7 protein-coding genes are annotated in these 14,284 nt (G+C 34.6%); all 7 read right to left on the minus strand.

All coding sequences use genetic code 11. The features are described from left to right. Nucleotides 1-31 precede the first annotated feature (31 nt). Complete coding sequence (locus tag AC5ZCW_RS14275) at nt 32-2,044, minus strand: protein-disulfide reductase DsbD family protein (RefSeq protein ID WP_496120601.1); 2,013 nt, start codon at nt 2,042-2,044, stop codon at nt 32-34. 273 nt (nt 2,045-2,317) lie between these two features. Then, entirely contained in the window at nt 2,318-5,107 is a 2,790-nt protein-coding gene (locus AC5ZCW_RS14280; protein ID WP_496120602.1) for a M16 family metallopeptidase, read from the minus strand. Nucleotides 5,108-5,205: 98 nt separating this feature from the next. Then, entirely contained in the window at nt 5,206-6,345 is a 1,140-nt protein-coding gene (locus tag AC5ZCW_RS14285; RefSeq protein ID WP_281631446.1) for a TlpA disulfide reductase family protein, read from the minus strand. Between the two features lie 207 nt (nt 6,346-6,552). Continuing rightward, nucleotides 6,553-7,758, minus strand: a complete 1,206-nt coding sequence (locus AC5ZCW_RS14290; RefSeq protein ID WP_496120603.1) for a redoxin domain-containing protein — start codon at nt 7,756-7,758, stop codon at nt 6,553-6,555. A 65-nt stretch (nt 7,759-7,823) separates the two neighbouring features. Beyond that, nucleotides 7,824-9,230, minus strand: coding sequence for a RagB/SusD family nutrient uptake outer membrane protein (locus AC5ZCW_RS14295; RefSeq protein WP_496120604.1), 1,407 nt, complete (start codon nt 9,228-9,230; stop codon nt 7,824-7,826). An 18-nt stretch (nt 9,231-9,248) separates the two neighbouring features. After that, nucleotides 9,249-12,821, minus strand: a complete 3,573-nt coding sequence (locus AC5ZCW_RS14300; protein WP_496120605.1) for a SusC/RagA family TonB-linked outer membrane protein — start codon at nt 12,819-12,821, stop codon at nt 9,249-9,251. Nucleotides 12,822-13,059: 238 nt separating this feature from the next. After that, a complete protein-coding gene (locus AC5ZCW_RS14305; RefSeq protein ID WP_496120606.1) occupies nt 13,060-14,211 on the minus strand; it encodes a FecR family protein in 1,152 nt (383 codons plus the stop codon). Between the last annotated feature and the right edge of the window lie 73 nt (nt 14,212-14,284).

Consider the following 14,284-nt stretch of genomic DNA (forward strand, 5'->3'; position numbering starts at 1 on the left):
GGAGGTTTTCTAAATAACATTTTTAAAATATCTACTTCTTAAAATTCCTAATCCCACTCTGCAACCAATTATAATACTCCTCAATACTCGGATTATATGCAGATGGTTCTGTCAAGTTTGCACTATTGTGATCCACAATAACATAAAATGGCTGTGCATTTGCTTTGTAGGTTTTAATCTGTAAATCGCTCCATTTGTTGCCAATTGTTTTAATTTTTTTCCCAGTAGTTTCAGAAACATATTGCTCGCTTTCAGGAAGTTCCTTTTTATCATCAACATAGAGCGAAATCAGAACAACATCATTATTTAAAACTCCCAAAACTTTTGGGTCTGACCAAACCAATTCTTCCATTTTTCGGCAGTTTACACAGGCATAGCCAGTAAAATCTAACAAAACTGGCTTCCCAATTTTTTTGGCGTATTCCATTCCTTTATCATAATCATGAAAAGTAATAATGTTTTGTGGCCCATGCTCTGCGCCTTCTGGTAACGAACCTGTAATTTTCAACTCCGAATTTCCCGAAACCCCTAGTCCGTTTGGAGATTCGCTGTACTGCATAGGCGGAGGAAATCCGCTGATTAATTTAAGAGGCGCTCCCCAAAGACCTGGAATCAGATAAATCGTAAAACTTAAAACTAGCAATCCGAAACCTAATCTTCCAACAGAAATATGATTTAGCGGAGAATCGTGTGGCAACGTAATTTTTCCGAATAAATAAAAAGCCAACATTCCAAAAACAGCAATCCAGATGGCAAGAAACACTTCTCTTTCTAGCCAATGCAACTGCAAAACTAAGTCGGCATTTGATAAAAATTTGAAAGCCAGAGCCAATTCCAAAAATCCTAAAACTACTTTTACCGTATTCAACCATCCGCCCGATTTTGGCAAAGCGTTTAGCCAGCCTGGGAAAGCTGCAAACAATGAAAATGGCAAAGCAATGGCAATTGAAAAACCTAACATTCCAACAATTGGTGCGATTCCGCCCTTAGACGCAGCTTCAACCAATAAAGTCCCTACGATTGGTCCTGTACACGAAAATGATACAATCGCTAAAGCTAATGCCATAAAGAAAATCCCTATCAATCCTCCTTTATCGGCCTGTGAATCTACTTTATTGGCTAATGCATTTGGCAACATAATTTCGAAAGCGCCCAAAAAAGAACAGGCAAAAACAACCAATAAAATAAAGAAAATCAAGTTGAACCAAACATTGGTTGAAAGCGCATTTAATGAATCTGCACCAAAAACTGCCGTTACGATAGACCCCAATAAAACATAAATAATTACGATTGAAATTCCGTAAATCATCGCATTTCTTATTCCTGCAGCTTTGGTTTTACTTTGTTTGGTAAAATAACTTACTGTCATCGGAATCATTGGAAAAACGCAAGGTGTCAGCAAAGCTGCAAAACCCGATAAAAACGCTAAAATAAAAATTGTTAGCAATCCTCTAGATTCTGGTGTTTTTGGTGAAGAAACAACTGGTTTTATTGCTTTTTCTTCTGTCTGAACAACTGATTTTTCTCCTGTTTTAGCTGTAGTAGAATCTTCTTTTACGATTGCAGTTTCTTCAACAGTAACAAGTTTCTTTTCAGTCGGAATTTTAAATGCTAACTCTTCCGATGTTGGCGGCAAACAATTGCTATCATCGCAAACCATAAATTCGACTTCGCCCTCAATATTTGAAATGTTATCTGAAGTAAACTTGATCTTTTGTGTGAAAAGCGCTTTATCTTCAAAATATTTAATTTTCATATCAAAGATTTTATCGACTACTTCATGTCCTTTTTCTTCGGTTGTTTTTCCGATTAATTCGAAATTTTTATTCAGTTTTTTGAAAGTAAAAGCTGTTCTCGAAGGCCCGCCCTCTTCGATATATTGTCCGTATAAATGCCAGCCAGATTGTATTGTGGCCTTAGCTTTTAAAATATATTCTTTATCTGAAATTTTTTCTACAGCCGTCGACCATTTTACCGGATTGTACATTTGGGCAAACATACTTGCAGAAAAAAACAGCAGTACTATTATTATGTTTTTTTTCATTGTTTTTTGGTTTGATGTTTAAAAAAAGAGCTGTCGGCAAAACAGCTCTTTTTGTCTTTCACAGAAAATGGCTTACTAATTCAGATTCTAAAATGAAATAATGAAAGACGACTATTAAAATTATTGTTATTAGTTTTTAGTGGTCAGTGGTCAGTTTTTTTTAGTATTCAGTCGCAGTCTGAAACTTTGTCAAAGTTTAAAACTTTGACAAAGTTGTTTTTCCTAGCTGAGACTGAATACTAAAAAAAACTGACCACTGATTACTACTAAATACTACTTCAAAGGATTTCCATCTTTATCTAGAGAACCCGATTTAATGACAATCATTTTATCCAATTGAATGTATTTCTTAATCGCATCGTTTACCTGCTGTAAAGTTGCTTTTTCGATATCTTTTGGGTACTGGTCAATGTATGTTGGCTCCAAACCTCTTTCGATAAAACCCAAAATCGTTCTGGCCATACCGCTTGTGGTTGACATTCCAACTTTAAAACTTCCAATAAGATTAGTTTTCTTGTTTGCTAATTCTTCGGCTGTGATACCGTTTTTTACCCATTTATTTACCTGAACCATTGTCGCGTCAAGTCCTTTTTGAAATAAATTCGGGTTGAAAGAAGCGTTTACAAACCAGTAACCGCCCGTTTCGATATTTCCACCTAAACCAGAAGAAATGTTGTATGTTAAACCGTCATTATCACGAACAGTCTGCATTAAACGTCCTGCAAAACCTGCTCCTAAAGTGTAATTTCCAATGTAAAACGGAATATAATCGGCATCGGCTCTTTTTAAACCTGTAAACTGTCCGATGAATAATTCTGCACTTGGTTTTTCTGGAATTGTAACCACTTCTGTTTTTGATGCTGCTTTTGCCGCTTCTTCAAATTTTAGTTTTTCAGTAACTCCTCCATTCCAATTTTTAAATGATTTTTTTAATGAAGCATTTAAATTTGCTCCATCGGTATCTCCAACAATTACAAGTCTCATTGAAGCTGTTCCGAAATACTTTTTATGGAAAGCTTTCACTTCATCCAAAGTTGCGTTTTTAATATTCGCAATATTATCTTCAACACTTAAACTATAATTTGGATTCCCCTTTGGATAAATCGCCTGAGATAAAGCAATGTTTCCTCTTTCGCCCGGATCGTTTAAATCCTGCTGTGTATTTCCAATAAATTGCTGTTTTAAATTTTCGAATTCTTTGGCATCAAACAACGGATTTCTTAATTCTTCTGCCAATAAAGCAATTACTTGGTCTAAATCTTTTTTTAGACATTTAAATCCTATATTTACTTTGAAAGCTGAGGCATTTACATTTAACGAAACACCCAATTTTTGAAGTTTTTCTGAGAATTTAAATTTATCATTTAGCGTTGTCCCTTTTGACAGCATTGAAGCCGTAAGCGCTGGAATCATATCATTTTTAGTTTCACCTGCATAATTTCCTAACGAAATGCTAGCTGCAACGGTTACAAAATCTTTTGCCGAAGTTTTTACCGAAACAACATCAATTCCTGATACTTTTTCTCTTTTGAAAGCAGAAGCTGATTTTTCAGTGGCATTTTCAAAAGAAATCAACTCTTCTGATGTATTCGTAACTAAAGATGGAGCAGATGATTTTTCTTCATGTATATGTCCATCGTCTGAATGTCTGTAATAGAACGGTCCATTTTCTGGCATATAATTACTAGCTTTTGCTATATCCTGATTTTGACCTCCAGCTTGCTTAGGAATAAAATATCCTGTCGTACTCTGGTCTTCAACCAGATATTTTTGAGCCACTCGCAAAACATCTGCTGGAGTCACTTTTTTCAATCGATCAACACCTGTAATGTAGTCTGTCCAGTCGCCAGAAGCGATTGCCTCATTTAATTCAGATGCAATTACACCAGAACCGTCGCGAGCCAAAATAGTCTGCGCACTGATTTTTGCCACCACACGATTTACCTCATCTTGAGTTACGCCTTCTTTTTGAATTTTAGCCACAACTTCGCTGATTTTAGCGTCAATATCTTCGTGTTTCGAATTCGTAGGAAAGCCAACGCCAATTGTAAAAAGTCCAACTTCTTTAAAATTTGTTGCTTCTGCGTAAGAGTAAATTCCTAAACGAGTATCCACAAAAGTTTTATTTAAAATAGCTGTTGGTCCAACACCAATAATCTGAGCCAAAATATTCAACGCAGGAAGGTCTTCGTGCAAAGCTCCCGGAATTTTATAGGCTTTGCTTACAACTCCTAATTCTCCAGGTTTTTTCACTGTAATTTTGCGCGCACCATATTGCTGTGGTTCTTGCGTATAAGGCTGTGGCATTGCATTTGGCGCTTTTGTAATTTTCCCAAAATACTTTTCTACTAATTCAAAAACATTATCTTTTTTAAAATCTCCAATAACGGTTAAAGTGGCATTATCTGGCCAATAATAGGTATTATAGAAATTACGTAAAACTTCGATCGGCGCATTTTCTATATCCGATTTCCAGCCAATTGTAGAATGGTGATATGGATGCGCAATATATGCCGAAGCCCAAATTTCTTTGTCCAATAAACTGTTCGGGTTATTTTCGCCACGTTCAAATTCGTTACGAACCACAGTCATTTCAGCTTCTTTATCTTCTTTCAATAGTAAAGAATTACGCATTCTATCGGCTTCAATCTGGATTGCCAATTCGATTTTATCACTTGGCAATGTTTCAAAATAATTGGTGCGATCGTACCAAGTTGTTGCATTCAATTGTGCTCCTGTATTCTGCAGAACATCTGTAATCGAATTTCCGTTTTTCTTGTTGAAAATTGAAGTTCCTTTAAACATTAAATGTTCTAAAAGATGCGTTGATCCCGTGTTTCCTAAAACTTCATGTTTAGAACCTACTCGATATACAATTTGTACAGTTGCAACTGGTGAAGCATTGTCTTGCAAAAGCAAAATATTCATTCCGTTTGGCTGGTATAAATATTCTTCTATCCCGCCTAATTCTTTTATTTTCTTGAAGTTAACCAATTTACTTTGCGCTGAAACAAGCGCGCAGAAAGCTAGAGAGCAATAGCCCAGAAAGATGTATTTTTTCATTTTTTGTTGAGAGATTTTATTGGAGTGTTCAGTCCAGCATTTAGTGTTCAGTGCAATACTAAACTGCAACTGAACACTAAATACTGAACACTGAATATTTACGATTTACTAAAAATTTCCTTCAGTTTAGATTGAAGTTCAGCTTCTCTAAGGTTCTTAGCCACGATTTTTCCGTCTGGACCAATTAAGTAGTTAGTCGGAACCATTTTTACACCGTATAAAACAGCCGCTTCATTCTGCCATCCTTTTAAGTCTGAAACATGCGTCCAAGTTAAACCGTCTTTTTCGATTGCTTTTTCCCAAAGTTTCTTTTTGTCGTCTAGAGAAACTCCCAAAACGTCAAATCCTTTTTCATGGTACGTTTTATAAGCTAAAACCACATTTGGATTTTCTTTTCGGCAAGGACCGCACCAGCTTGCCCAGAAATCTACTAAAACATATTTACCTTTATAGTCTGAAAGTTTTACCACTTTTCCGTTTACATCTGTTTGAGAAAACTCTGGTGCTGTAACACCCACAGCAGTTTTATCGTTAAGATCAATCGCCTGTTTGAGCTGTTTTCCGTACACCGATTTCTGTATTTCTGGAGTTAAAACTCCGTAATACATTTTTACCTGTTCTGGTGTTCCGTACGAAACAATTCGGTCATTAATTACCAAAGCACCAGCTATTTTATCTTTATTTTTTCTGATAAATTTATCCGTTAAATCATCGGCAAAAGATTGAAGATCTTTCCATTTTTTATCCATTGCCGTTTGCTGTTCTGGAGTTAATTTCACTTTTCCGCCTTGTGTCAACGAATCGGATAATTTGTAAATTGGACCAGCAATATTTTGTATTTTTTTGAACTCGTTATCGTAAAACGATCTATATATATCGTTTTGAGTTGCCCCCGTAACTTTAGCTTTGAAAATAGAATCCTTTTGAGCTTCCACTTTTATTTCTTCATTCGATAAAAGAAAATAAGCACCGTATTCTTCCCCTTTTAATTTAATAGTATGCAATAACGGTTCTGAAACTTTTCCTGCTAGAGTAAAAGTTCCGTCTTTTTGTATTTGCGCTGAATCTGCAATTTTTTTATTTCCTTTTTCATCTGTATTTTCCAGATAAACCATTCCTTTATCCAGTCCAGCAATTGTGCCATTGATTGTAAATCCTTCTTCTTTTTTAGAGCAAGAATTCAGCACGGTCAGTAATGCTAACGCCGATAAACCTGATTTCAAGATTGTACTTTTCATGTTATATTTTTTTGTTTGTTATTTAAACTGCGATGTTTTTTTCAACACATAGAAACATAGATTTTGCAAACTTTAAAAAGTTGTTTCACTTATTTAAAATAAACATAGCTTTTCTATGTGTGAGAAATAAATTTCTCTTTTAACTTTATTTTATTTTTCATTCGCATAAAAACTATGTTTCTATGTGTTTAAAAAATTGCAATCCATTTAAGATTTCAAAAGCTCTTTTAATTTCGCTTCCAATTCTGCACCTCTTAAATTGTCGCCGATAATTACACCTTTACTATCTACTAAATAAGTTGCCGGAATTGCTTTTACATTGAATGATTTACTCACTTTATCATCGTCCAGAAGATTGTGCCATTGCATGTTTTCTTGTCCAAGTGCTTTCTGCCAAGCTTTTTCGTCTTTATCGATCGACACGCTTAAAATTTCAAATCCTTTTGGAGCATATTCAGCATAAGCCGTTTTTAAGTTCGGAATTTCTTTTCGGCATGGACCACACCAAGAAGCCCAAAAATCTACCAAAATATATTTTTTTCCTGCTACAATATCTTTTGCACTATATGCTTTTCCGTCTTTATCTTTTAAACTGAAATTTGCTATACTTGTTCCAATTAAAGATTTCGGATTCAAATCTTTATCTAAAATCTGTCCGTAGTAGCTTTTCTTTGCCGTATCAGAAAATTGATCGAAAATTGGCTTTTGTTCTGGAGTAAAATAACTGTAAGAAGTCATCATAAAAAATGGCCCCCACCAAGTTGTTTTATGTTTTGCAATAAGAGCTAATGTTGTTTTTTCTACATTTGTAAAAAATGCTTTTTCATCAGCTTCAAATTTTTTCCAAACTGGAAGATTCTGAAGTGAGTCTACCGCTTTTGTATTTTTATCGCGTCTTGCCGCACCGATTAATTTACTCAATTCGTCGGACTCTTTTGTGTGATAAGCTTTGTAATCTTTATCAAGCTGATCTTTATAAACAATTTCTTTAGCATAGTAATCATGTGATTTCGAACCCGTAATTACTACATCTTTAAATTTAATAAATTGACCTTCATCAGTTGAAACGTTTCCAATAGCAGAAATCTTTATTTTTGAATTTTCAACCATTACAGGAATGATTCCTTTGTTTTTTCCAAACGAAACATAGAAATATCTTGGCTCTTTTAGTTTTCCTGCAAACGTGAATTTACCGTCTTTAAGCGTTGTTTCTGCAACCGGCAACTCGGAAGTATGTGTAGCCCCGGGAACTAATTTTACAGCTGTTCCGTCCTCAAGACCCGTAATATTTCCTTCGATAGAATATGAAGTTGTCGCAGGAGCTGCTGCTTTTTTCTTTTGTGCAATACTGCTGCTTGAAATTGTAAACAAGCAAATGCAAAGTCCTAATAATTTATATTTAATTGCGTTCATTTTGATTGATATTTTTATAAAAAAGCTTCCTTTTCGAAGTTCCTAATCAGGAAGCTTTACAGTTATTATTTATCTACGTTTTGTGTTATTGTTCCGTTTCCTGGATTATTTATTGCTCCTTGCGGGAACGGAGACGTCCATAAATGAGAGTCTGAAGAAAGTGTGTATGTTTTACCACCAGCTACTTTTGTGAAACTAACTTTGTAAATTCCTTCTGCATTTAAACGGCGTGCATCTGCATATGGAATAAGTGTCATAATCAGTTCATTGTTTTTTGTTCTATAAATGGCATTCAAAGCTGCTGTTTTATCAGTAGTTGAAATGTCTTGATAAGAAGCTGGAAGAATACGTGTTTTACGAACAGTATTTAAAACGCCCAACGCTTCACTAATCTTATTATCGCGAGCCAGACATTCTGCTTTAATTAAATAAACCTCTACGGTTGTGATTCCTCCAAAATTGAAAGCTCCAGTCAAAGTTCTTCTATATGAAGTCTCAGCGCCTACTGTTCTAATTTTCCATCGGGAAATAAATCTTGCATCGCCCGTTTCAAAACGCTGGGCACGTTCTACCGGAATGTCAAATTCTGCTCCTAAATTTGAAGAGCTTCCGTGACGAAACGTATAATTTTCGACATAATTGAATCCCATTGGAGATGGAGTTGTAGTATACGAATTCGGAACATCGATCACTGCTTTATTGGCATTGTAATATCCAATCCAATCATATAATTTATTGTTTTCTGCCAAAGCTAAATCTGCATTTTTTAACGCTTCTGCATAATTATTCATCTGCAGATTAACTCTTGCATTAAAAGCATATCCAGCGCCTAAATTTGGATGCAGAGCAGTTTGAGAAACTTTTGGCAGATAAGGTAGCGCCTCTTTAATATCATTTAAAATAAAATCATATAATTCCTGAATAGTTACCTGTTTGCTTGGCGCATTAATATTAGCGCTTGTAATTAATGGAACTGATAATTTTGTCGATGCTGTTGAGGCCACATAAGTATCAGCATAAAAATTTACCAGATTAAAATAATTCATGGCACGCAACAATTTTGCTTGAGCCCAAACAACTCTTTGCTCCTGTTCTGTTGCTTTTGTTGTTGTTAAAGCATTTTCGATTATTAAATTAAAAGTCGAAATTCCTTGATAACCTCCATAATAAGTTCCTTCATCTGATGGTTTCAATTCGATACGATTTGCATTTTCATCCCACATATAGTTTGCATTATACAATCTATTGCTCGATAAAGTTGCAGTGTTTACAAACTGATCGTTTAATACGTGCAAAGCTGGCAAGACATCTACTCGCTGGTTGGTGTATTCATCTCTCAAAAAAGCTTCAAAATCTGCCAAGGTGGTTGGTGTTTTTGATCCTTTAGGAATATCGTCTAGATAATTTTCGCAAGATGCCAAAGTCAATCCTAAAGCTAAAATGCACACTACATTTCTATATATTTTTTTCATCGTCTAGTCTTTAAAAAATTAAAAATTAACATTCACACCAAAAACAAAACTTGGAGATTGGAAACCATTCAGTAGGAATTTGGCATCTCTGCTTTTAGCCGCAGTAAAGACATTTTCGGCATTTAGATTAAAACGTACTCCGTCTAATTTTACTCTCTTCATCAATTCTTTTGGCATTTGATAAGCCAATGAAACGTTGCTCAATCTAATATTTGAAGCGTCTAGAATATTAATGTCTGCGTATGAATAAATAGTCTGTGAATCTGAACTAAAATCGGGTTCATACTCATAAACAACTCTTGGAACATTTGTAAATGCTTCGTCTCCTGGCTGCTGCCAACGATCTCTAATATGATTGTTTACAACCGTAATATCTGTTACATAACCACCCATTGCGCTATTATAATTATTGCTTAGCATTGGCAAGTAGCTATTTCTAATTTTATGTCCTAACTCGTAAACGAAAAGTGCTGAGAGCGAGAAATTTTTGTAATTAGCTGAAGTATGGAATGATCCGCTGTGAGTTGGTACTGTTGAACCATAATCTTTAATAGCATCAAGTTGCCCCGGATTGTATTTTACAGCTGTTCCGTTTGCGTCATAAACCTGCGGCAGTCCTGTACTGCTTAGTCCTGCCCATTTGTAACCGTAAATAGAGTTAAAACTTGTTCCAACTCTCGGAAAAGATTGTGCTTGATCTAACTGTAAATAATAAACTGGTGCTTTTACATTTATAAAATCTACTTTATTTTTATTATTAGCATACAAAATAGCAGCATCCCATGAGAATGAAGGTGTTTTTACGATTGTTCCTCTCAAAGTTACCTCGATTCCTTTATTTGTCATTCCTCCATTGTTGATGGTATAAGTAGAATACCCCCAGCCTTCTGTTGGAATTCCCTGACTGCTTGCCAATAAATCTTCTCCTTTTTTGTTGTAAAGATCTAAGCTTCCGCTTAATCTGCTTTTGAACAATGAAAAATCCAAACCAATGTTGGTTGTTGTTGTTTTTTCCCAAGATAATTCAGGATTTGGTCTTGATCTAACAGTTCCTTGAGTTCCTCCAACATTTGAATTAGAGTTGTAATATGCTGTTAAATAAGGCGCTGTATCTTTAGCAACATTTCCTAAAATACCATAAGAAGCACGTACTTTAAGCGCATCTACCCACGAAACTTTGAAGAAAGATTCTTTGTCAATATTCCATCCTGCTCCAGCAGACCAAGTTGGTTTATTTTGATATTTACTGTCTGTTCCCCAAAGATTAGAACGGTCCATACGTATACTTCCAGAAACGGTGTATCTTCCATCATAGGTATATCCGCCTGTTGAGTAAACAGAGACAAAACGGTTTAGCATTTCTTTTTCTAGTGAAAAATCGTCTTGAATCATGTAACCTCCAAAAACTCCTCCGTAAACTTTAAGTAAATCTGCCTGATTTATTGGCGCAAAACCTAAAGTTTGAGAATCATAACCATAGCGTGTGTTATTGCTGAATTCTAATTTTGTATGACGAATTTCCATACCTGCAATGGCAGAAAAATCATGTTTTTCATTAAAAGTCTGATTGAAGTTTAACTGCTGACGGAAATTGTAAGCGTTTGTAAACTGATTGGTTTCTTTTATAATATCGCCATAAGGAAGATTGTAAACCGCTTTATTGTTTACAATAGTAACCAATTCGTTTACTCTCTTTCTTACGTAATAAGAATCTTTGCCAGAAAGCTGTTCTGCACGATCTGAACCATATTCATATTGAAACATCGCATTGTATGTAAATGCTTTGCTGAATTTAACGTTAAACTTTGCGTACGTTCTGTTTAGAAAGTTTTTATTTTCAACAAGATTTCTTCCAAATTCATCCATCGGCGTAATATCCATATTATACAGTCCGTAATTCTGCATAGACTGAAGCGTAAAATTATTGTAGCGAGACGCCGCTGTAGAAACAAAATTACTTCCGTCATTATTGACCAATTGATTGTATGCCTGAAATTTAAATCCGGGAGCTGATGCAAAATAACTTTGTGTATCTCCTGTTCCGTAATTTAAATAAGTACCTAAATCTAATGAAAGCCAGCTGTTAATTTGAGTAGAATTCTTCAGATTAATTCCCACAGACTGATTCTCAGAGTACATATCTTCAAGCTGATTGTCTTTGTAAGTAATCGATGCATTAAAAGTATTGTTTTCGCTTGCTTTACCTAAACTAAGGTTGTGCTGCATAAAATACTGATCACGTTTAGCATATTTTGCAATATCATCATAATATTTATATCCCTGTGCACCAAGTGTATTTAAACGATTATTCATTTCTGCCATAGAAATTTTGCCCGCATAACCATTTAACAAAGTATTCATTCCTAAACTTGTAAATGCAGCATTATTCAATAATGATTGCGCATAAGTTCCAGCATTTGCTCCTTGCAAATTTGGGTTTCCTGCCGCCCAACCTTTTTCTAAACCAATAATATCAGCTGAATCAGTAAGATTTCCAGTATAATTTCTATAAGGCGTAACGGTTAAATTGCTTGAGAACGAGATATTTGTTTTTCCCGCTTTTGCTTTTTTTGTTGTAATAACGACCACTCCATTTGCTGCACGAGAACCATAAATAGAAGCCGCTGCCGCATCTTTTAAAACTGTAATCGTTTCGATATCCTCTAGATTCAGATTCGGCACATTTTCTTCTATAGTGGCATAAGGCGTTAGTTTTGTACTTTCTACAGGAAATCCGTCAATAACGTATAGAGGATAAACTACACCTCTCATAGTTGTAGTACCACGAATTTTGCCATCCTGATATCCAACAATACGTCCTTCCAAAATTTTATCCATACTGCTTAAACGCTGTTCTTGAAACTCTTTTGCTTTCAGATTGGAGAAAGAGCCCGTTATTTTCTCAGCAGTAATATTTTGGTAACCAGTCGTTAAAACCAAACCTTCTAATTGCTGCACATCTTCTTTTAAAGTAACATTGATAACACTTCTTCCTTCAACTTTTATTTCCTGTCTTACATATCCTAAATACGAATAAGCCAAAGTCGTTTCGCTACTTACTGCAATAATCTGATATTCTCCATTAAAATCAGTGTTTACACCTCTTCCAGAACCATTATCAGCAACTGCTGCACCAACTAAAGGCATTCCTTTTTCATCTGTAACCCTACCTTTTACGATAAAATCAGCCACTTCCTTTTTTATTTCAATCGGTTTTTCGGCAGCCATTTTTTTAGGCGTCAGAATAATATGATTTCCTGATACTTTAAAATCGGTACTGGTATTATTAAAAATTTTGTTTAAAATAACTTCGATCGAAGTTTCGTATGCATTTACGTCGATTACTCTGTTTAAATCTACAGATCTCACATTGTACACAAATCTGTAATCTGTAGTATATTCAAGTCTTTCAATCACTTTGGCAACGGTCATGTTGCTGGCATTGAAAGAAATCTTGTTTTTTTGAGAATAAGTGGTTCCGGCGTGCATTACTGTTAAGGCAGTTAGCAGAAATAATGTGGTCAATTTCATTTTCAAATCAAATTTCAAAAAAGGCTTATCAAACCTGATTCTGTTCAAGAGTTTTTTCATACTTTTAAAATGTTTTTTAATGTTGGTTGGTTAATTAACTGACCGCATATACTCTGCCGGGAAATGTTGGCGCATTTTCCGGTTTTTTTATAACGATCCTTTTCATTTTTGGATTTTGTTACATAGGCTTGTTTATTTTAGATTTTAAATTTCTGATTCTTGATTTTAGATTTCTCAATCTTGCTTCTTATATCTTTTTTTTATTATTGTCTTTCTTCTTTTCTCTTTCTTCTATTTTCTATTTAATCGTAATTCTGTCTCGGTCAATATCATAATCAATCTTATAGCTGTCACTGAAATATTTTAAAACCACCTCAATCGGTTCATTATCAAAACGAGCATTAAAAATTTCTTTTCCAAGCGTTTTATTTTTATTAATGAAAGTCACATTATACTTGCGTTCCAGCTTTTTGATAATATCATCAAAAGAGGCATTTTTAAAAACCAAGCTTCCTTTTAACCAATCAGTATAATAATCTGTATTAACTTGTTCTATTTTTATATCGTCTGCACCTTTCTGATTCGAGCCTTTATAACCTGGCATTAAATAAACCTGATTTTGGTTTGTTTTCTGATTTTTATAAAGCGAAACTTTTCCCTCAACCAAAACCACATCTGTACTACTATTGTTGCTATAAGAATCAACATTGAACTTGGTTCCCAAAACCTCAACATTTACTTCCTGCGCCTTTACCGTAAACGGATGCGCTTTGTCTTTACTTACTTCAAAATAAGCCTCTCCTATTAAGTACACTTCTCTGCTTTTGTTTTTAACAAACTGCACTGGATATCGTAATGAAGTTCCAGAATTTAAATGCACCACAGTCCCATCTGATAACTGCACATCAAATTTTTTCCCGTACGGAATTTTCAATGTATTGTAAACCAATTCTCCAGAAGCAAAAGCTTTATTATAAACCAGTCGGTTTTTTTCCTGTTTTCCAATAATATTTCCCTCTTTATCAGTTAGATTTTTTTCTTCAGAAGTATCAATAGTTTCTGAAGATCCGTTGCCAAATTGTAAAACAATTTCATCTACTCGCGGAACAATAACATTTTGTTTAACTTGTTCAGAAACAGAATTTTTATAAAAATAAAATCCACCTAAAGCCACAACCAAAATCGCAGCATATTTATAATAAGACGAAAACCTTCTTTTATAAAACACATTTTTCTCTTTAGCCATTCTATCAGAAAGCTGTTTCCTAACTTCAGAAGAATCAAAAGTGTTCAAAGCAGTATCAATTGCATAATTGGTTTTTATAAAATCCTTGAATACAATTTGATTCTCTTCTTCTTTTAACCATTCTGTAAGCTGCTCAATCTCTTCTTGAGAGGCTTGATTTGTGATAAATTTAACAATTAGTCGCTCTGACTTTTTTACTGTCATTTTAGTCGTTTTTAATATTATTACGAAGCTAAAAAACAAAACCCTAACAATTTGATAAAGTTTTTTTCATTTT

It is taken from the genome of Flavobacterium sp. PLA-DH12 (assembly GCF_059511845.1).